Raw genomic sequence first — 19,166 nt, forward strand, 5'->3', positions numbered from 1 at the left:
CGCGTTGTTTCGTGTTTTTGTTTGCATTCATTAATTTGCAATGGCTTCAAGTCTAGCTTTCACATCTTGTTCTGAAAGTTCATTTCTTAGCACATAACGATTCGCTGGGTGATGACGACATTCATCTGAACAGCTGCCAAGGTACTTCGCTTCGTTTTCTTCCGATGCCAAAATTTGTTTATTACAGAAAGGATTTGCACAATTGATGTAACGTTCGCAAGGTGTTCCATCAAACCAATCTTTCCCAATAATTTTTTTATCAACATGATTGATTTCAACACTGATTCGTTCATCAAAGACATACATTTTCCCGTCCCATAGCTCGCCTCGTGTCTCTGGATCTTTTCCGTAAACCGCGATACCACCATGAAGTTGGGCTACATCTTGAAATCCTTCCTTGATCAACCAGCCAGAAAATTTCTCACAACGGATACCACCAGTACAGTAAGTAACCACTTTTTTATCCATAAATTGTTCTTTATTGTCTCTAATCCATTGTGGTAATTCCCTAAAGTTACGAATATCAGGACGAACAGCGCCTCTAAAGTGCCCTAAGTCATATTCATAATCATTTCTAGCATCAATAACAACTGTATCTTCATCAAGCAATGCTTCTTTAAATTCAGCTGGTTCTAAATATTTCCCAGTTAGCTCTAACGGATTCACATCCTCTTCCAAGTTCAAAGAAACCAGTTCTTTTCTAGGACGGACAAACATTTTATGAAAGGCGTTTTCTGGTACTTCATCAATTTTAAAGTAAGTATCTTTAAAACGTTCATCTGCTAACATCGCTTCCATATAAGCATCTGTATCAGAAATCGTACCTGAAAGTGTACCGTTGATTCCTTCTGTTGCGACTAAAATTCTACCTTTTAAGTCTAAAGACTTACAAAAAGCAAGGTGCTCCTTTGCAAATTCTTCAGGGTTTTCAATCGTCGTATATTTATAATAAAGTAATACGCGGTAATCCATTTTATCTTGCTCCTTTTTCCTCGAAACTGCCTAGCTATCTCCAAAATAACCGTACAGTTCTTATTTTCTAATCATACGTATTCAGTATATAAAAAAAGAATCAGTAAAAGCGAACTATTTGCTTGTGTAAAAATGCACAGGTGGTGCTGCAAAAAATACATAAAAAAAGCCTACGTTTTTCTTTTGAAAAGCGTAAGCTTTCGGTCTAAATTGACTTATTCTTGTCCAGACACTGCAAAATAATTCTCATCATTATCCGCAAAATTAAAGACTAGTCCAGTTGGCAGCTGAACTAATTCACCAACACGCACACCAGCATCTTTCATTTTTTTATATAAATTGATGACATCATCAGCAAAAAACATCAATGATGGCGTATTTCCAGCAACTTCTGGTGAATGTTGTTGAATAAATGCTAAGTCATATAAAACAATCATTGTTTCTGCCGTTTCGCTTGGGGCAATCTCAACGACAAGAGTGCCGTCAACAGCCTCTCTTTCCTTTTCCACAAAGCCGATTTTTTGCCAAAATTGACTTGATTCCTCTACATTTGTTACATATAACATTATTTTTATTTGGTTCGTAAACATGTCTTTAACTCCTTATCTTTTTTATATTAACACAATCGCCTTATCATTATATACTTTTTATCATAGCTTATGGTAGGGATTTATGAAAATAAATGCGCTTGAATAAAACCATATTAAGAAAGAAAGTAAGGGTGTGACACAAAAGTAAACATCACTTTTGTATCACACCCTAAATGCGAATAAACGATGGCAATAGAAGCAAGCCCTTCTTATTTCTCGGGAATAAGCGTTTCTGTCTCAGCCTCTTACTTTTATTCATTAATTTTCTTGGGGAAGAGAAGAGATCCTATTTTATGCATTTTCTTCAATAACTAATTTACTATCGTTTAACACATCACGATCTAACTCGTTGATTCGTGAACTAGTTACGACACCAGCCACCATACTATCACTTACATTAATGGCTGTTCTAGCCATATCGATCAATGGTTCCACAGAAATTACTAAGCCCACGATTGCAACTGGTAAGTTCATTGAACCTAAAACAATCAATGAAGCAAACGTTGCCCCACCACCGACACCAGCAACACCAAATGAGCTGATTGTGACGATCGCAACTAACATTAAAATAAATTCTAAACTGAAGACATCGATGCCCACAGTCGGTGCAACGATTGTCGCCAACATTGCAGGATAAACCCCAGCACAGCCATTTTGACCGATTGATAAGCCAAAGCTTGCTGCGAAGTTTGCTGTTGCATCATCAACACCTAATGCTTTTGTTTGTGTTTCAATATTTAAAGGCAATGCGCCAGCACTTGATCTTGACGTAAAAGCAAAACTCAATACAGGAAAAGATTTTTTCAAATATGTCACTGGGTTTACTTTAACAGAAACTAAGATCAATAAGTGGACGAGCATCACAAAAATCAACGCAGTATATGACGCTAAAACAAATTTACCTAAGTTAAGGATCGCATCAAAATCACTTGTCGCAACAACGTTGGTCATCAATGCTAAAACTCCATAAGGTGTCAAACGTAAAACCAATGTCACGATGCGCATTGTGATTTTATATAGGCTATCGATCAAATTAGCAAAAAATTCTGCTTCTTTCGGTGCTTTTCTTTTAATACCTAAGTATGCAATGCCGACAAATGCTGCAAAGATTACTACACCAATCGTACTTGTTGCACGAGTTCCTGCAAAGTCTGCAAAGACATTTCTAGGAATAAAGGATAAAATTTGTTGGGGAATCGATAGGTTTTCAACGGTTTCCTGTCTCGTTGCAAGTTCTGCAATTCGTGCCGTTTCTGCCGTTCCTTGCGTAAATTTTGCACCTTGTAGCCCAAATAATAATGTTGTACCAATTCCTATCAAGGCAGCAACAGCTGTTGTGCCTAGCAATGTAGCTAGTACATTGAAACTGATTTTACCTAGTTGTTTGGATTCTTTCATCTTAGTAAATGCTCCGACAATAGAAACAAATACCAAGGGGATTACGAGCATTTGTAAAAATGCTACATATCCATTACCTACAATACCGATCCATTCCATTGCTTGCGTTGTGACTTTGTCTTGAGTACCGAATGCGAATTGAATAATTGCACCTAATACAATACCAACACCTAATGCGGCAAAAACACGAGTAGAAAATTTATAGTGTTTAGTTTGCATACGATAAAAGACGTATAACACAGCAAGAAATGCAAGGACCACTAAAACAGTGATGAGTGTTGTCATTTTTTTCCCTCCTAAATTTGATAGCCGAAAGAGCTCGTCAAGCCTTGACAAGAAAATCAAAAAACACATGAGACATTCTTTCTCTCGCTTGTTTTTATCTTTTCCCCGAAACCTTCTTTCTTAGAGCTTGTGCGCTTAGAACTTGATACGATCGAAGCAAGGAGTAGTGCTAACTCTTGAAGCTAAATATTACAAATGACAAGTACATCAAAGGAAGTAAAGGTTCCCGGGGATCATTCTTCAACAATCCGCCCTGAAAATAAATACCTTCATTTTCAGTGATAAACCTATTGTAACTGATTTAAAAAGGGAATGGATACTATTTTGTTTCTATAATGATAGAAAAAAGAGTTTGTGATAGTCAAAAACTATCGCAAACTCTTAAATGTATAATTTAATTATTTAAATGGATCATCTTATCCTGATTATTCTTCAACCGCAGACTGGAAGTTTAATTGGATACCTGGTTTGTCTAAGGCGATTTCAGTAATTTCATACGCCATACGCTGTACGATACTGAATAGCGGACTAACTAACTCATCCACTTCTTCTTGGGAAATATCCTCTTGGCTTTTGATTTTATGATTGATGATATGATTGATTTGGCTAACTGAACCTGACAAAACATACTCTTCAAATACTAGACGAAATTCTAAACGAGCGGCGATGATTGAATTTTCCTTTGGGTAGTTTTCATCTGTTGATTCGATTGGCGAGAACCCAACTCTAAGATCGGTCTCTACTTCTCCCATATCTTCAGTACGCATATCGTAATGAAAAGCCTCTACGACTTCTTGTTGACGTTTTATTTCCATGAATTAAAATCTCCTTTTTTTAGCTCAATAACTATTTTCTCTATCCAATTACAATAGAATAAAGCATAGTATATCTATATTTTTATTATACCACACATCTTTTTGTCACAAATGCTCGGATACTTTTTTTAATCTAATTTTTAAATGAATGGATCGGTGCAGGAATTCGACCACCGCGTAGGATAAAGTCGGTTGAGGCATAATCATTAACTTTCATGACTGGCGCTCTGCCTAATAATCCGCCGAATTCAACCATATCACCTACTTTTGTTCCTTCAGCCGGTATAAGTCTAACAGCTGTTGTTTTGTGATTAATGACACCGATTGCCGCTTCATCTGCGATCATTGCAGCTATTGTTTCAGCTGATGTTTCACCAGGTATCGCAACCATATCTAAACCAACGGAGCAGATGGCTGTCATCGCTTCTAATTTTTCCAGATTTAGTGCACCATTATTGACCGCATCGATCATTCCAGCATCTTCTGAAACTGGGATAAAGGCGCCAGATAATCCACCAACGTGGTTACAAGCCATTACGCCGCCTTTTTTCACTGCATCATTCAACAAAGCCAAAGCTGCTGTTGTCCCATGAGTCCCAACGCTTTCCAAGCCCATTTCCTCTAAAATATAGGCTACACTATCACCGACAGCAGGAGTTGGAGCTAACGATAAATCGACGATACCAAACGGAACATTTAACCGATCTGACGCTATTTTCCCAACCAATTGTCCCATTCTCGTAATTTTAAATGCTGTTTGTTTTACGACTTCTGCCACAATATCAAAGGGTTCTCCTTTGACTTTTTCAAGTGCTCGCTTGACCACACCAGGTCCGCTGACACCTACATTGATCACACAATCTGCTTCTCCGACTCCATGAAAAGCACCTGCCATAAATGGATTATCTTCCACCGCATTAGCAAATACGACCAATTTAGCACAACCCATATCAGATTTTGCTGCTGTTTCTTTGATTATATAGCCCATATGGCGAACTGCATCCATATTAATTCCAGCTTTAGTTGATCCAATATTTACTGAAGAACAAACAAATTGTGTTTCTGCTAACGCTTGAGGAATCGAATTAATCAAGATCTCATCACCATGTTGGTAGCCTTTTTCGACTAGTGCACTGAAGCCACCGATGAAATTGACTCCAACTGCTTGAGCTGCTTTATCCAAAGCTTTCGCATATTTTACATAGTTCTTGTCTGAACTTGCGGCTGCAATGATTCCAATTGGTGTGACAGAAATCCGCTTATTGATAATCGGAATACCATACTCCGATTCGATCTCTTCTCCAACTTTAACTAAATTTTTAGCCAACCGAGTGATTTTATCGTAGATTTTTTGACAAGCTTTATCACTGTCACTATCAATGCAATCTAACAACGAAATCCCCATTGTGATGGTTCGAATATCTAAATTTTCTTCTTCGATCATGCGAATTGTTTCTAGAATCTGATTGGTTTCCAAAAAATTTCCTCCTAAATTTAAAAGCTGAAAGAGCTAAACTTCTCTGAACGAAAAATTTAGCCTTTACGTTTTTTTGCCATAAGCCTATTTTATATCTTTATAAGGTACTAAGTATTTATAACAAATAATACAGCTTTTATCCTTATAGTTTATGCATCACATTGAATATTTCTTCGTTTTGAATGCTGATTGTCACACCTAGTTTTTCACCTAAAGTATTCAGTTCAGACCGAATCGCTTCGAAATCATTCTTTTCTTTCGAAATCTCCAATACCATCATCATTGTAAAATAGCTATCCATGATGGTTTGTGAAACGTCAATAATATTCATATTCAACTCTGCTAACGTTTGACTGACCCCTGCGATGATTCCTACTTTGTCTTTCCCAATTACAGTTAATACTGCGCGCATATCGTTTCCTCCTAAATTTAAAAGCTGAAAGAGTTCTAATAGACTTGACAAGAAAATAAAAAAAAAGTAAATCTGTTCAGTGTCTCATTTTTTCTTTTTCCTGAGAAGTTCACCCATCCACATAAGTTTTTCCTATTATATCATAATTTGTTCAGTTATTAATAAAAAATCAGAACAAAAAACATAGGAAATTTAGTGATTGTTCGGTAATTATTGGTACAAAAAACCTTCTGAGATCGTACTTGATCATCTCAGAAGATTTGCACTTAAACTATTTTGTTGAATTGTTCTTTACAGGTCGAACAAGTGACTTTGATCTTCCCTTTCCCTTTCGGTGCTCGCAATTGTTGTTTACATGTTGGACACTTAAAATAAGTATAAATCTTCCGTTCTTTGAGCTTAATTTTTGTTGTCTCGAATTTCTTTTTTAATTGCTGTATTCTTAAAACGTATCGCGTATTTTCATTTGAGCGTGGATATATTCTTTTAGAGAAAAACCGGTAGTTAATCCATAGTAAAAGAGCCACTGCTATCCAAAACGCAATTGAGGTCGGTAAAAATAGATTAAGCAATAATAGGACCAAACTCGCCTTCATTAAGGTATTGTTCAATTGATCCATTCGAGCATATCTTCCTACTAATAGTTTTTGAATCTTTGCATTCCAACGAAGTAATCGTTCTAGCCAAATTTGTCCCATATGATCCCTCTTTTCTTTCCTATTATCTCAATCAATAGTGACTGTTTCAAGAGGTATCCTGAAAAAAATCGGTTCATTATTCGACTTCTTTTTTTGAATAAGTGAGATAGCTTACTGACTATAGGAAAAGCAATTTAAACGTATTTTCCGCAAAATTGTGCAAGATAAGCACAATCTGAATAAATTATTCATCGTCTTTAAAATTCAAAATCAGCTTGTTCGTTTCACCAATAAAATCATATTGATAAGAACCAGTCAAAGCTTGTAATCCTCCAGTACTTTTAATGATCATTCCAGGAGAGTCGAGTGATCCTTTGTCAAAAATTCCTTTTTCAGCCGCTGTAAAGGTTCCTGTTTTTCCTTTATATTGGCCTTCGAAATGGAGGAATCCTGTGATCCTAGCGGTTGCAAGATGTTCATCTTCTTTATTGCTTTCTAAATAGTAAAGTAAATATTCCACCCATGCTTTGCCGAGTAAATCACCTTCAAGCTCGTATTCCGCACGAACACGATTTATTGGAAAGGCTGTTTTTTGTTCGTCTATTGGTTCTTCGTTCCACTTTGTTACGCTGAATAGCACAGTCATACTTCTCCCTCCTTATAAATTACAGGATAGCAAACATATGTTCTTTTTACAAGCTTGAATGAATAATTTGAGTGTAACACTAAAAGTTGAAGGTGAAAACGATATATGAACGCCCAATAAAAGCCGAAAATCGAGAAGAACTGGGACACTGGGAAGCTGATACTACATTGGGCCACCGAGGAAAGTGCTGTCTTGTAACATTCTTTGATCGGAAATTTCGGTTTTTACTAACTGGAAGAATTCCTATAAATGATTCAATTTGTGTAAGGGATATGATTGTAAAATTATTGTCTCCTCTAAATAAAAAGCAACGCAAAACTATTACGCCAGATAGAGGACCTGAATTTGCAAAGTACCAGTATTTCAGTAGATTGTGCGGTATTGATTGTTATTTTGCAGCTCCTTGGTCTCCATGACAACGTGGAACAAATGAAAATACAAATGGATTGATATGTGAATACTCACCAAAGTGTACAGATATAACACCTATCTCAGAAGAATATATTGAGACTATTGCTAATAAGTTAAACAATCTTCCAAGAAAATGCTTAAATTGGAAAACACCTTTTGAAATATTTAATAATAAAAATTCACATTTAATTGTGCATAGAAAAAACACACCAAGATTAGTTAACAATCCTAATATGTTTTAACCAATATGATGTTATTGCAAAGAATATTTACCAAAAATATTTTCTGTCTCTTGAATTAATTGCTAGTAATAGATTCAGTGAGTCCTTTAATAAATCCATTTCCAGCATTAATAAAATCAGGTATTAATAATACTAATCCAGTTGCAATAACAAAATAAACAGCTAGTTTTTGATTAGATTTCAAATTAGGTAATTCTTTCTTCATTACGCTGAACATATAAATAATCCCAAAGAAAAACATTATACGAATAATTTCAAAAAAGGTTGCCATAATAAATCCTCCTAATTAATTATTGTACAATAATAAGATAACAAAGTACATTGAATTAATGCTAGTACCTCCTTGAATTAGATGTTGCACTTATTTTGACAATTCTAGGGAGAACAGCGCAATAAAATTTAACTTTAATCAACTGACTTGATTTCTTAATTCAATAAAAATTCTTTGATTTTTTTACTAAATACTTTGACATTTTCTGATTTAGATGCTGCCGTTGTAACCTCTAGATTACCAGGTTTTTTTGACCAGGTACCTGAATCTGCAGTTAGATAAATACTTACTTTCTCATCTTCTTTATGGTTGTTTAGATACTCTAAAACAGCTTTCGGAGGATCACTCGATTGAACTGTCGATAAAACAACCACTTTGTCCCAGTCTTCAATCTTATTTTCAGCTATTTCCTCAATTGGTTCTACTTGTATATAAATGTTTTCATCTACTAGATTATTTTTAAGTTCATTGATCACTTCATTTTTAAAAGCACGGTTTTGCGTGTAAATAACCGCTTTATAGGAATTAGATTTTTCCTTTAGCTCTTCATTGATTTCATAACTTGAAATAACGCCTTGAATTCTAGCTAATCGATAATAACCTAAAAAGCTAGCTGCTCCTAAAGCGATCAATAAAATCCCTAGTAATCCATATTTCAATAGTTTGTTTTTCCATATTTTTTTCATTTCTCTTTCCTACTTTCATTATTTTTAGGGTAAAATGGTTTCTTTTTTATTTTTCTCAATCTAACTCTTATTCTTAGATTGATTTTTTTCTAGCCACAGATATACCACTATAATGACTATTGACAGTACAGCATTTAAAATAAAGGTACTTGGATAAATAGTTCCAATGTTACTATTTACACGTTGCGGAAAGCAGTAACGTGCTATGTCATTTAATACGACGATCATAATCCATCCAATTGCAACGACAACTGTTTTTGAAACATTCGGCAACCATAATTTAGCAATTACCCCTCGAAACAAAATCAGGTAACTAATCATCCCAACCAGATAAATAGCTAACTCGAGCGATAGTAAAAAGATTTCTTTTAAACCGATAGAAATCTCAAAATAACTGCTATCAACACAGATAGTAGAATCGGCAATCGTTCCCAGCGAAATTCGGGTATCGTTAATTGAAATACATATTTAGCCAAATAACTGATTAAAATCAATGTTAAACTATTCAAAAAGAACTTCTTGTTTTTTTCATGATAAAAATTAACTAAACGTATCATTGGCTTCCTCCTCATATATTTCTTTCAGAGACAACTGTTTTTTCTCCCGTAACGCTTCTGAATTGATCACTTCACAGTATCTATTTGGATTCATAAATAGCACATCTTTAAATAACGTATCCATGTTTTCAATAAAATTAGTCGAAACTACCATTAATATGTTTTCACCACTGGTTTTCCGTATCATTTTTTTGACTTGTATACGAGAGAAATAATTTAAATAGGCAAAAGGTTCATCTGTTTAGCATATTCACACGCAACCTTGACTTTTACTCGGTTGCATACTGTACTATTCCAGTCACACACTTGGCTGATAAATCTTATTTTAAAGGAAACAAAAAAAACAATTTATATCACTGATATAAATCGCCTACTCTTGATTATTCTAGATTTGAGCTCAAAAACTCTACCTGGCTATGCTATACTTTTTATACTTGGAATTTTTAACCCCATTTTATCTGAAAGGAGGACGGAACAATCGAATTATATAAAAATAATTTAGCTTTGATTGCTTATTTAAAAACAACGTCTCATAATATCTGGACTGAGAAAACATATGAAAAAGATAGCCTAGTCATTGACGAATATGAAAAAACTGAAACGATCTATTATGTTCTAGATGGCGTTCTCAGTGTCGAAATTCTTAACGATGGTAAATGCTACATTTCTTCGTTTGTTTTTCAAAATGATTTTTTTGGCTTAGATAGCTTTTCTACCTTTAAACAAAAGGACCATAGTATTCGTGTTATGAGTGAGCAAGCTACGATTTTCTGTTTATCTAAAGAAAAGCTTTTAAATGTATTAAATGAACAACCAGAGTATTATGCGTTACTTTTAACTAACTTTGCTGATATTTTTCAACGCCATTACGGCTACTTTCATTTTCTCTATTTGCCAACTACAGAGCGAATAAAAAACGCGTTGAGGTATTTAAGTGACCACATTGGTCTTATCACTGAAGCTGAACATTTAGAATTACCAAAATTTATCACGCAAGAAGTATTATCAAAGTTCTGTCGTACATCGCAATCCAGAGTTTCTGTTTCTTTAAGTGAGCTGGAAAAAACGGGTTGGCTATTAAAAAAGAAAGTGCCTATCACTCTAAACTAAAAAAGGCGAAAATCAGTGTGATTCTGATTTCCGGCTTTTTCTTTCATCTTGTTTTGACGATCATTTCCAATGCTTTTGCCATATCTTCACTAGTTAGATCGATACGTTCATCTTCCAAACAGTGTTTGAGATTTTCAGTTACAACCAAGCCAATCACTTTATCAATACTGGAGCGAACAGCCATCAGCTGTGTTACAACTTCTCGGCAGTCTTTTCCTTCATCCATCATTTTTAAAATTCCACGAATTTGCCCTTCCGAACGTTTTAAGCGATTCGCTAGTTTAGGGTCACAAGCCATCAACAATTTCTCCTCTCCATACAGACATACCACCCATCACATTCGTAACATCATATCCTAATGAAGCGAAATATTCACTCGCCATTTGTGAACGACCTCCTGCATGACAGATAATATAATATGATTGATTTTTATCCAGTGATTCGGCTGTTTCCTGTAGCCTACTTAAAGGCAGACTTTTTGCTCCTTTGATATGTCCAGAAACATATTCATCGTCTTCACGTACATCTATGATTGCTAATTCATTTCTTTTTTCTAGTTGTTCAAATTCATCGATCATCATTGTTTTATACATTATTGAATAACCTCCTGAGGGTAAATTATACTATGATTTCATACGCTTCAGACACTCTTCTTAATCGTGTTGCAGCAGACATTCCACCAACTATACCACCAATAATTACGATCCTTATTATAATTTCCCTCCTCGAGTTTCTCCACGCCAAGAATTCATTCCGCCTCTAACATTGAGTGCACCGATTCCGTTATTTTTTAATCGCTTTACTGCTTGCCGACTTCTCATACCCGACTGGCAAATCACATAGACTGGGCCATGAGCTCTTTTTGTATAAGTGCTCAGTTTACTTAGGGGTATATTTTTTGCGCCAGGTATATGTCCTAATGTAAATTTTGCCTTTTCTCGGACATCAATCAATTCAGTTCCTTTTGTTAATTTTTGTTGAAATTCTCTTGTGTTAATTGAATTCTTATTAAAAAATGAAAACGTACACTCCCCCTTAAATACCCATAAGGGTATTTTTAATGATTATCATAAATGAATCTTTGAGAGTTGTAAAGACCTTTTTTTATTATTTTTTATAATTAAAGAACGATTTTATGCCTTATTTCTTAATCAATCTGAATTATTTCTTAAGAAAGCCAAACAAATATTAACTTATTTGGCATATTTTTGTAACATTGAACCTCTATACTGTATACAGTTACTTAAAGAAACAAGAAAAGAGGTTATTACATGAATCAAGGAATTCGAAAAAAACAAACTATTTTACCCTTAACATTGATTCTACTTCTTTCATTTGCTAGTCTTTTCCTTATTTTTAATAAAGAAGAACAACCAATACAAGATGAAGCGACAGCTTATCAGCAGATTTTTATTGATGAAATAGCATCTGAAGCGAAAATTTTACAAAAGAAAACACATTTATTTGCCAGTATCACTATCGCCCAAGCAATTTTAGAATCTGATTGGGGCCGCAGTGCATTAGCAGTTGAAGCCAATAATCTGTTTGGAATCAAAGGCTCTTTTAACGATCAATCTAGTATTATGCCTACAGATGAGTTTATTGATGGAGAAAGAATCACAATCGATGATTCCTTTAAAAAATATACAACAGTCCAAGAATCCATGGTCGATCATATGGAATTTTTAAAAGGTGGTACCTATGACGGTATTAAAACAAGTAACAATTATCGAGAAGCAGCCGTTGCTTTGCAAAATGGTGGATACGCAACCGACCCAGATTATGCTGAAAAATTGATTCAATTAATCGATGAATTTAAACTCTATAAATATGATAAGTAAGCAATACAGGTTAAAAGCGATTTTATTTAAACCTGGATATGTTTTACATTGGTCAGCTGTTCCACTTGTACTTATCGTCCTAAATCAAACGAATAGATTGTTAAAAGGAGTCTTTATGTATGCAAATTTTAGTTGCGGATGATAGTCCAGAAATGGTACAAATCGTCAGTGCCTATTTAAAAAAAGACGGATTCACAGTTCATACGGCATTGGATGGTGAAGCCGCTTTAAAGATTTTTTATCAAGAAAAATTAGATTTGGCTATTATTGATTGGATGATGCCTAAACTTGACGGACTTGAGGTCATTAAAACCATCAAAACAGAAAGTACACTAAAAGTTTTGATGCTAACCGCTAAATCAACTGGCGAAGATGAATTTCTTTCATTATACAATGGCGCCGATGACTACATCACTAAACCGTTTCATCCTAAAGTACTATTATTACGCGTAAAAAAATTGCTTGGTCTGACACATTCTTTTTATATAAAAGAGTTACTGATCGATCCATCTGATTTAACCGTCTGGAAAAATGAGCACATATTAGATTTAACCAAAAAAGAGTTTGATTTGTTAATGATGCTCGCTAAAAATCGTGGACGTATTTTGACTAGGGAACAACTTCTAGTTGGTGTTTGGGGAATGGATTACGATGGCGTCGCTCGTACCGTTGATACTCATATTAGAAGACTACGAGAAAAAATCGGCGATGAGATCATCACCACTAAAAGAGGAGTGGGCTATCTCATTGAAAAAGAAAACTAGAAAAATCAGTACCACACTTACTCTGACATTTTCATTGATCATCATTGGTAGTTTTATTGTGATGTTTGTTTTAAATAGTTTGATCGTTCCTCATTACTATTTTTCAAAAATGGAACATAAAATTGCTTCTGTTATGACTGATATCCAGCAAAACGTTAAATCAGAACAACAACTAGCTGAATTAGAAGAAAATAATCAAGTCACGATCATCACACAGCCCTTAGAAGGTACGTCCCTTGATGACTTTAATGAAGCCTTGAATTTGGCGTTAAATCGAAAGAAAGTCGCATTAAACCGTTTTTGGATCACACAAGAAACGTTAGACCAATTGCAAAAAACGTCTCATTCTGTGCAGCGAAATTTTGACCAAGGCAAACAAAAATCTAGTTTCTTAGTTGAAATGCGAGTGATTAACGATACTTTTTACTTGGTTGGTGTCTCTACAGTAAATTTTTCTGAAACAGCCAGCTTGATTAATTCGTTTAATTTTGTTTCTTTGAGCATCACATTGTTGTTGATCATTGTATTGATTTACCTCTCTATTCGAAAGATAACTGATCCTTTGGTAAATTTAAAAAAAGTAGCAGAAGAAATCACGACTCTGACATTTGTGACGACCGATGATATTCCCGCAAATGAGATTGGCGAGCTTGCCCTTAGTATCAATAAAATGAGCTATGCTTTGGCAACGTATCAAAAGAACTTACTGGCTAAAAATGAGCAGTTAAAACAATTTACAGCAGATTTGACCCACGAATTAAAAACACCGATTGCCCTGGTCAAAGCTTATGGTTCAGGCATTGAAGATGATTTAGATGACGGAACTTACTTAACTGTTATTTTACAGCAAACGCAACGATTGAATGATATCGTAGATCAGATGTTAGACTATGCAAAGTTAGAACAACAACAGCCTATCCATAAGGTGCCGCTACAATTATCAGACACTTGGCACCAAACTGTAACCGAGCTTCGACCGACAATGGAAAATGAAGATCTGTTGTTACTGGAAGCAGACACAGACCTTCCACTTTCTTTGATTGACGCAGACCCCATTTTGCTCAAAAGAGTTTTTGATAATGTATTGACCAACAGTATTAAGTACACCACCGACAAAGAAATTCAAGTCAGTTGGCGCGAAACAGAAGACTCTATCGAATTTACAATCAGTAATCAAACCTCCTTACCTTCTGATTTCGATGTATCTAAGCTATGGGAAGCTTTTTATGTCCATGAAAAATCACGAAATAAAAACCTTTCTGGAACAGGACTTGGTTTGTCTATTGTTCAGTCAATCATGAATGAGCATGGCTTTACAGTCGAAGCAAGATTGGTTCATAAGACACTGATCTTTGTTTTACATTTTTATAAAGTTGGAGAACAGGCGTAACATTTTGCGCTTGTTTTTTTATGTTTGAAATTGGCATTTTTCTGTAACATTGCGTTGTTAAACTTACTGTATGTTATTACGTTTCGTAAGGGTATTTCTTTAAAAAATTTGGAATAAAAATTATTTTTCTTCTTTTTTTTTGAGACTATTTGAACCACTTTCAAAACACAGCAAATAACTAAAAATGATATCAAAAAGTACCAAATGCAGTGAAGCAAACCATTTTACTCTATTGGAGGAGGAAACTATGAAAAAAATTACTATCTATCTAAGCCTAGCGGCAATCACTCTATCTCTATCAGCTTGTCATTTTAACAAGACTAATGCGACTAGCAAATCAGAGGAATTGTTCACCAACGCAGAAATCGAACAAAACAAAACCTATGCCAAAACTGATTTCTGTTTTGAGGTCGATCCAAAAACATTTACTGTCTCAATTACCGAGAACGGTGAAAAAGCAGAAGTCTCCAAACCCCAAAAAGCAAAAAAAGTCATGGATTTAAAAAAGAGCAAAGAAGAAATCAGCTGGACATATCCGAATGAACAAATAAAGGTCAAAATAAAAAAAGAGAAAAACCATCTTGCTGTTGCTCTTACTAGCTTGTCTGATGAAGATATCTCTTTTACATGGCCTAAACTAGATGCAAAAAATTATGTATTGCCAATTGCTGAAGGAAAAACGATTCCTAACAATCAAAACGAGTGGCTTGCTTACTTTAAACAAAATGAAGAATTATCGATGAGTGAAGCTTTTTCAATGAGTTTTTTCACAACCAACCAAGAAACATTCGCTACAACATTTGTCATGAACAATACTTTTAATAGTGATCTTTTAACGAAAACCGAGCCTCATCTTACGTTGGAAGCCAGTCATAATTTTATTGGCTTCGACAAAAATAAAACTATGAATTACCGACTTTATGTTACCGATAACGATCCTGTCGCTATCGCCAAAACCTACCAAATGGATAGAATTGATTTAGGTGAATTTAGAACCTTAGATGAAAAAGAAAAAGATATTCCTGAAATAAAAAAAATGCGTGGTGCTATCCAAGTTTATTACTGGAACAGTCGAATTTTAAACACAGAAGATATTACCTGGAGCAAATTACCTCAAGTAGTTGATGAACCTATTTTCCAATGGATCGGTGAATTATTAGCCCAATATGGCGAAGATGGTTCTGAGGAGTATCTAAAAGTACTAGCAGCATTTAAAAATGATGAAGGCTATAAATATGAAAAAAACACCTTCTTAACATCGATCAATTATGTCCTACTTTATCCACAATTTTACAATAAAGACATTTTCAAAAACCCCGATGCACAAGCGCAAAAACTACTTAACAAAGGGATTGATAAACTAAGCGAACAAGAACGTTACGACTTAAATAAACATCTATTAGCTGGTGTACTTGATAATGTAACTCCACCACTTGAACACTGGGGACAAGCAACGTCATCTGATGTGTTTAAAGAAATGAAAGCATCTGGCATCGAAAATGCTTGGGTTGGTCTGCCAAATTGGGCAAACGGCTTAATGAATCCTGAGATGGTCAAAACAGCTGTTAAACAAGATTACCTGATTGGGCCTTATGATTCTTATCAATCGATTCAAGAGAATGCTAGCATCGATTGGAACACGGCTTCTTTCCCTAACAACACACTATATGAAAACGCAACAGTTACGAAGAAAAATGGTGAAAAAGTTGCTGGTTTCTTAGGCAAAGGCCGTAAATTAAATCCAACGCTGATTTTACCTGATGTTGAAGAACGATTTACTGGCATTATGAAAGAGAACATTCCATTTAATTCTTGGTTCTTAGATACGGATGCCGCTGGAGAAATTTATAACGACTATACCCCTGATCACTTAACAACACAAAGTGAAGATGTCGCTGGACGTTTGAAACGACTGAATTACTTTAATCAAAAGGGTCTTGTTATCGGTTCTGAGGGTGGAAATGACTTTGCTTCAAAAGATATGGTTTTCGCTCACGGAATCGAAACACCTGTCATTATGTGGTCTGATCCTGATATGCGTGAAAACAAAGAAAGTGAATATTACGTAGGAAGCTATGCTTCATTAGATGGCGGTATTCCAACAAAATACAAAAAAGTTGTCCCCATCAAAGAAGAATACAAAGCAATCTATACAGATCCAGCTTTCTCTCTGCCACTTTATAAGCTTGTTTACAACCGTTCTGTAATCACTTCTCATCAATGGGAATGGGACAGCTATAAAATCAAAGATCAAGTTGGCGAGCGTCGTATGAAAGAATATCTATATAATACACCACCAATGATGCATATCGATAAAGCTACTTGGGATGAGCAGAAACAAGATATTTCAGAAAACGCTAAAATTTGGAGTCCTTTCCAAAAAGCTGCTCTACAACATGAAATGACCGATTTCAAGGTACTGACAGAGGATCGCTTGATTCAAAAAACGGAGTTTGGCGAAAACTTGTCTGTCATTGCTAATTTCTCAGACCAAGAATATGAAGCGGATGGGCTAAAAATTGCCAAACAGACTGCTTTGATCATGAATGATGGGAAAGAGATCGTTATAAAAACGGAAGGATAATAAATTAAGCAAGAGCTTATAACGTAAGTTTAAATCTATAAAAAGCAGAAGTCTGGGACAGAAGCGTTTAATCGCATCTAGGGTGTGAAACAGAAGTGATTTTTACGTTTGTCCCACAGCCCTGCTTCTTTATATTTTGAAAGTCCAAAGTTCATTTCCTTATAGTGTTTTTGAAAATGAGGTATAACTCAGGAATCCAGTTTATAGAGAATGCTTTGATGAATGCAATAAATACTCTCATTGCTAGTGCTATTTGAGAAGCTGTCCCTCTGGCTATACTAGAGCTCTATCTACAGCATCGAATACAATATTAGCTCATTTTAATAAAGGATTTAGACTTGCACATATCTTTGCATAATGTTTTGAAAAAATTGATGGCACTTGATCTCACTACATTCGTTGCTAAATTCTGAATCTTAACAATACTATTATTGTCCCAGTAACAATTTTTGTTGCAATATTATGACTTTGAGGTTTTCAAAAGTAATCGGATTCTTGAGTAGCAGGTAATAACTCAATGAGAGCATCTATCACAATAATTGAATCAGCCAAAGCTAAACTTGGAACAAAAAAGAACTAAGTAAATGACGACTGACAAACTAATTAACATTTTTTTAGTTTCAGGATTATATACCAACTTTTAGTTTATTTTCTCATTACGAATTAGACGACTTTACAATACTAAATATTCCTTTTAATGCAAAGCTTTTTCTGGCAATAAACTATAATAGGTAACCATTTATTGTAATCAATACTACTTTTAAACACATAATTTCATCCTCTTTCTATTTTATCTAGTCTTTTTACTCTAATAAATATGTCCTAGTTCTACAAAAAAGATTCAGATACCAATCATTTTCGATTGCGACCTGAATCTTTTTTATTATTCCTTCTCATCCACTTCTATGGTTTCAGCTTAAACGTCATTTCAACTGGATTATGATCTGAATTGTTAAACTCAGCATCAATCACTGTTCCACTAACATTCTCAACATTATCTGAAACGATGAATCCATCGATTAACGCTACAAATGACTCGCCTTTCTTATAAGGTTTATCTAAATTGCGGACTGAAGGTATTGGAATTTTCATTTCACTCAACGTTGCAACTTGTAAATCTTTCGGTAGCTCTTGCTTTGGAAAAGGTTGTAACCATGTGTATTCTTCTGTTGTGTCATTTTTAAATGTTTCAGTTGAAGAATCGAGTAGATCATGATTAAAGTCTCCACCACCAACAACGTAATTCCCTTTTTTGTATTCATTTTCCATATGATCGAATAATTTGTGCACTTGTTCTTTTTGGATTTTTTGGTCTTTGATATACGCTGACAAATGAACATTATACAGCATTAGATATTTGCCGTTCTTTGCTGGGATTTTTGATACGGTGAAGGCTCGATCTAAATCAAAAAATTTATTGAGATTCGTTTCGATCGGTAAACTATAGCGGGTGCTTGTTTCAATATCATTATTACTCAAGGTTAGGATACCAGATGTCGATTTTCCAATTGGATCTAGAATCGGGTACATTAAAAATGCTGAATCATAATTCGTGGCAAATACACTAGAATAATCGTTAAATTGCTGCTTGATTTGCGCTACTTCATCCACACCACGACTACGAGTGGCATTTTTATCAACTTCTTGGAACAAAGCAAAATCTGGCTGTCTCTTTTTGGTCGTGTCGATCACGCCCGAGATATTTTCAATAACACTCTCTTTACTCACTGCTTTTGATTGTTTGCCACCATCCATAAAAAACGTGTAATCAGGCGTATAAGATCCATAGCCAATATTAAAGGTTGTGATTTTATATTCTTTATCAATTGCTACTTTTTTTCCTTTTGTCCTTTGATTAATTTCGACAGGTACATCATCAGCGATTCTAGAATAACTGAAATAAACATAGCCAATATAAGCTAAAATGATTGCGATAATTATGCCTAAAATCCCTAAAAAGATTTTAATACTTTTTTTTAACTTCATTATTTTCTCAACTTTCTATTGTGTACTTTCTTCCATCTACAAATAGTACTCTAGTTTTTTTGCTCTACAACGAACGAGCTATTTTTTACTT

The 19,166-nt window shown here is 34.8% G+C and carries 23 protein-coding genes and 1 pseudogene; 6 read left to right on the forward strand and 18 right to left on the reverse strand.

Going from position 1 to position 19,166, the window contains the following annotated elements; all coding sequences use genetic code 11:
- Window positions 1–30 precede the first annotated feature (30 nt).
- The 8 genes from trhO to BCR22_RS13790 all read right to left on the reverse strand — a co-directional run bounded on the left by trhO (window position 31) and on the right by BCR22_RS13790 (window position 7,233).
- The gene (trhO, locus tag BCR22_RS13755; protein ID WP_069655458.1) at window positions 31–972 is read right to left on the reverse strand and encodes an oxygen-dependent tRNA uridine(34) hydroxylase TrhO; all 942 of its coding nucleotides are present in this window, start codon (window positions 970–972) and stop codon (window positions 31–33) included.
- Between the two features lie 215 nt (window positions 973–1,187).
- A complete protein-coding gene (locus BCR22_RS13760) occupies window positions 1,188–1,562 on the reverse strand; it encodes a VOC family protein (protein WP_069655459.1) in 375 nt (124 codons plus the stop codon).
- 291 nt (window positions 1,563–1,853) lie between these two features.
- Window positions 1,854–3,245 (reverse strand): L-cystine transporter, encoded by a 1,392-nt coding sequence (locus BCR22_RS13765; RefSeq protein WP_069655460.1) that lies wholly within the window; start codon window positions 3,243–3,245, stop codon window positions 1,854–1,856.
- A gap of 425 nt (window positions 3,246–3,670) precedes the next feature.
- Entirely contained in the window at window positions 3,671–4,060 is a 390-nt protein-coding gene (locus BCR22_RS13770; protein ID WP_069655461.1) for a DUF1149 family protein, read from the reverse strand.
- Window positions 4,061–4,193: 133 nt separating this feature from the next.
- Complete coding sequence (locus BCR22_RS13775; RefSeq protein ID WP_069655462.1) at window positions 4,194–5,537, reverse strand: PFL family protein; 1,344 nt, start codon at window positions 5,535–5,537, stop codon at window positions 4,194–4,196.
- 142 nt (window positions 5,538–5,679) lie between these two features.
- Window positions 5,680–5,949 carry an ACT domain-containing protein gene (locus BCR22_RS13780; RefSeq protein ID WP_069655463.1) on the reverse strand — a complete coding sequence of 90 codons (270 nt, stop codon included), beginning with the start codon at window positions 5,947–5,949 and terminating at the stop codon, window positions 5,680–5,682.
- A 266-nt stretch (window positions 5,950–6,215) separates the two neighbouring features.
- Complete coding sequence (locus BCR22_RS13785) at window positions 6,216–6,647, reverse strand: hypothetical protein (protein ID WP_069655464.1); 432 nt, start codon at window positions 6,645–6,647, stop codon at window positions 6,216–6,218.
- Window positions 6,648–6,831: 184 nt separating this feature from the next.
- The gene (locus tag BCR22_RS13790) at window positions 6,832–7,233 is read right to left on the reverse strand and encodes a DUF3224 domain-containing protein (RefSeq protein ID WP_069655465.1); all 402 of its coding nucleotides are present in this window, start codon (window positions 7,231–7,233) and stop codon (window positions 6,832–6,834) included.
- 92 nt (window positions 7,234–7,325) lie between these two features.
- Here BCR22_RS13790 and BCR22_RS16050 point away from each other — a divergent pair, with 92 nt between their 5' ends.
- Window positions 7,326–7,649, forward strand: coding sequence for an IS30 family transposase (locus BCR22_RS16050; protein WP_069655466.1), 324 nt, complete (start codon window positions 7,326–7,328; stop codon window positions 7,647–7,649).
- 292 nt (window positions 7,650–7,941) lie between these two features.
- Here the strand turns inward: BCR22_RS16050 and BCR22_RS13800 are convergent, their stop codons facing one another.
- The 5 genes from BCR22_RS13800 to BCR22_RS15805 form a co-directional block, all read right to left on the reverse strand.
- Window positions 7,942–8,157, reverse strand: a complete 216-nt coding sequence (locus BCR22_RS13800) for a hypothetical protein (RefSeq protein ID WP_069655467.1) — start codon at window positions 8,155–8,157, stop codon at window positions 7,942–7,944.
- A 155-nt stretch (window positions 8,158–8,312) separates the two neighbouring features.
- A complete protein-coding gene (locus BCR22_RS13805; RefSeq protein ID WP_069655468.1) occupies window positions 8,313–8,843 on the reverse strand; it encodes a hypothetical protein in 531 nt (176 codons plus the stop codon).
- 60 nt (window positions 8,844–8,903) lie between these two features.
- Window positions 8,904–9,146, reverse strand: a complete 243-nt coding sequence (locus BCR22_RS15795) for a hypothetical protein (RefSeq protein WP_240485892.1) — start codon at window positions 9,144–9,146, stop codon at window positions 8,904–8,906.
- A gap of 65 nt (window positions 9,147–9,211) precedes the next feature.
- Window positions 9,212–9,400 carry a hypothetical protein gene (locus BCR22_RS15800; RefSeq protein ID WP_240485893.1) on the reverse strand — a complete coding sequence of 63 codons (189 nt, stop codon included), beginning with the start codon at window positions 9,398–9,400 and terminating at the stop codon, window positions 9,212–9,214.
- Entirely contained in the window at window positions 9,384–9,554 is a 171-nt protein-coding gene (locus BCR22_RS15805) for a hypothetical protein (protein WP_240485894.1), read from the reverse strand. The genes BCR22_RS15800 and BCR22_RS15805 overlap by 17 nt, the downstream gene beginning before the upstream one ends.
- Window positions 9,555–9,904: 350 nt before the next feature.
- Here BCR22_RS15805 and BCR22_RS13820 point away from each other — a divergent pair, with 350 nt between their 5' ends.
- Window positions 9,905–10,510, forward strand: coding sequence for a Crp/Fnr family transcriptional regulator (locus BCR22_RS13820; RefSeq protein ID WP_205634374.1), 606 nt, complete (start codon window positions 9,905–9,907; stop codon window positions 10,508–10,510).
- Window positions 10,511–10,553: 43 nt separating this feature from the next.
- Here BCR22_RS13820 and BCR22_RS13825 read toward each other — a convergent pair whose 3' ends face one another.
- The 4 genes and pseudogenes from BCR22_RS13825 to BCR22_RS13835 all read right to left on the reverse strand — a co-directional run bounded on the left by BCR22_RS13825 (window position 10,554) and on the right by BCR22_RS13835 (window position 11,565).
- On the reverse strand, window positions 10,554–10,808 hold the full coding sequence (locus BCR22_RS13825) for a metal-sensitive transcriptional regulator (protein WP_069655470.1): 255 nt from the start codon (window positions 10,806–10,808) through the stop codon (window positions 10,554–10,556).
- Complete coding sequence (locus tag BCR22_RS13830; protein WP_069655471.1) at window positions 10,798–11,103, reverse strand: rhodanese-like domain-containing protein; 306 nt, start codon at window positions 11,101–11,103, stop codon at window positions 10,798–10,800. The genes BCR22_RS13825 and BCR22_RS13830 overlap by 11 nt, the downstream gene beginning before the upstream one ends.
- 28 nt (window positions 11,104–11,131) lie before the next feature.
- A pseudogene (locus BCR22_RS16055) lies at window positions 11,132–11,221 on the reverse strand (pyridine nucleotide-disulfide oxidoreductase); the annotation flags it as partial.
- A complete protein-coding gene (locus BCR22_RS13835) occupies window positions 11,221–11,565 on the reverse strand; it encodes a rhodanese-like domain-containing protein (protein ID WP_069655472.1) in 345 nt (114 codons plus the stop codon). The gene BCR22_RS13835 and the pseudogene BCR22_RS16055, both read right to left, overlap by 1 nt.
- Before the next feature lie 216 nt (window positions 11,566–11,781).
- On the opposite strand from BCR22_RS13835, the gene BCR22_RS13840 reads away from it, so the two are divergent.
- The 4 genes from BCR22_RS13840 (at window position 11,782) to BCR22_RS13855 (ending at window position 17,089) form a co-directional block, all read left to right on the forward strand.
- Window positions 11,782–12,351 carry a glycoside hydrolase family 73 protein gene (locus BCR22_RS13840; protein WP_069655473.1) on the forward strand — a complete coding sequence of 190 codons (570 nt, stop codon included), beginning with the start codon at window positions 11,782–11,784 and terminating at the stop codon, window positions 12,349–12,351.
- A 119-nt stretch (window positions 12,352–12,470) separates the two neighbouring features.
- The gene (locus BCR22_RS13845) at window positions 12,471–13,115 is read left to right on the forward strand and encodes a response regulator transcription factor (protein WP_069655474.1); all 645 of its coding nucleotides are present in this window, start codon (window positions 12,471–12,473) and stop codon (window positions 13,113–13,115) included.
- Window positions 13,099–14,505: a sensor histidine kinase gene (locus BCR22_RS13850; protein WP_069655475.1), complete on the forward strand. Its 1,407-nt coding sequence runs from the start codon at window positions 13,099–13,101 to the stop codon at window positions 14,503–14,505. The genes BCR22_RS13845 and BCR22_RS13850 overlap by 17 nt, the downstream gene beginning before the upstream one ends.
- A gap of 247 nt (window positions 14,506–14,752) precedes the next feature.
- Window positions 14,753–17,089, forward strand: coding sequence for a glycoside hydrolase (locus BCR22_RS13855; protein ID WP_069655476.1), 2,337 nt, complete (start codon window positions 14,753–14,755; stop codon window positions 17,087–17,089).
- 903 nt (window positions 17,090–17,992) lie between these two features.
- On the opposite strand, the gene BCR22_RS13860 is transcribed toward BCR22_RS13855, so the two are convergent.
- Window positions 17,993–19,075 (reverse strand): endonuclease/exonuclease/phosphatase family protein, encoded by a 1,083-nt coding sequence (locus BCR22_RS13860; RefSeq protein ID WP_069655477.1) that lies wholly within the window; start codon window positions 19,073–19,075, stop codon window positions 17,993–17,995.
- Window positions 19,076–19,166: the final 91 nt, after the last annotated feature.

The sequence above is a fragment of the Enterococcus plantarum genome, from assembly GCF_001730295.1.
In the GTDB taxonomy this organism is placed as follows: domain Bacteria; phylum Bacillota; class Bacilli; order Lactobacillales; family Enterococcaceae; genus Enterococcus_L; species Enterococcus_L plantarum.

What these genes read in the sequence shown, in the direction of transcription:
- BCR22_RS13760 (WP_069655459.1), bottom strand. Translation starts at nt 1,562, where the DNA reads ATGTTTACGAACCAAATAAAAATAATGTTATATGTAACAAATGTAGAG.
- BCR22_RS13860 (WP_069655477.1), bottom strand. Translation starts at nt 19,075, where the DNA reads ATGAAGTTAAAAAAAAGTATTAAAATCTTTTTAGGGATTTTAGGCATA.
- BCR22_RS13780 (WP_069655463.1), bottom strand. Translation starts at nt 5,949, where the DNA reads ATGCGCGCAGTATTAACTGTAATTGGGAAAGACAAAGTAGGAATCATC.
- trhO (WP_069655458.1), bottom strand. Translation starts at nt 972, where the DNA reads ATGGATTACCGCGTATTACTTTATTATAAATATACGACGATTGAAAAC.
- BCR22_RS13825 (WP_069655470.1), bottom strand. Translation starts at nt 10,808, where the DNA reads ATGGCTTGTGACCCTAAACTAGCGAATCGCTTAAAACGTTCGGAAGGG.
- BCR22_RS13845 (WP_069655474.1), top strand. Translation starts at nt 12,471, where the DNA reads ATGCAAATTTTAGTTGCGGATGATAGTCCAGAAATGGTACAAATCGTC.
- BCR22_RS15805 (WP_240485894.1), bottom strand. Translation starts at nt 9,554, where the DNA reads ATGGTAGTTTCGACTAATTTTATTGAAAACATGGATACGTTATTTAAA.
- BCR22_RS13840 (WP_069655473.1), top strand. Translation starts at nt 11,782, where the DNA reads ATGAATCAAGGAATTCGAAAAAAACAAACTATTTTACCCTTAACATTG.
- BCR22_RS13805 (WP_069655468.1), bottom strand. Translation starts at nt 8,843, where the DNA reads ATGAAAAAAATATGGAAAAACAAACTATTGAAATATGGATTACTAGGG.
- BCR22_RS13800 (WP_069655467.1), bottom strand. Translation starts at nt 8,157, where the DNA reads ATGGCAACCTTTTTTGAAATTATTCGTATAATGTTTTTCTTTGGGATT.
- BCR22_RS13765 (WP_069655460.1), bottom strand. Translation starts at nt 3,245, where the DNA reads ATGACAACACTCATCACTGTTTTAGTGGTCCTTGCATTTCTTGCTGTG.
- BCR22_RS13785 (WP_069655464.1), bottom strand. Translation starts at nt 6,647, where the DNA reads ATGGGACAAATTTGGCTAGAACGATTACTTCGTTGGAATGCAAAGATT.
- BCR22_RS13830 (WP_069655471.1), bottom strand. Translation starts at nt 11,103, where the DNA reads ATGTATAAAACAATGATGATCGATGAATTTGAACAACTAGAAAAAAGA.
- BCR22_RS13790 (WP_069655465.1), bottom strand. Translation starts at nt 7,233, where the DNA reads ATGACTGTGCTATTCAGCGTAACAAAGTGGAACGAAGAACCAATAGAC.
- BCR22_RS13770 (WP_069655461.1), bottom strand. Translation starts at nt 4,060, where the DNA reads ATGGAAATAAAACGTCAACAAGAAGTCGTAGAGGCTTTTCATTACGAT.
- BCR22_RS13855 (WP_069655476.1), top strand. Translation starts at nt 14,753, where the DNA reads ATGAAAAAAATTACTATCTATCTAAGCCTAGCGGCAATCACTCTATCT.
- BCR22_RS15800 (WP_240485893.1), bottom strand. Translation starts at nt 9,400, where the DNA reads ATGATACGTTTAGTTAATTTTTATCATGAAAAAAACAAGAAGTTCTTT.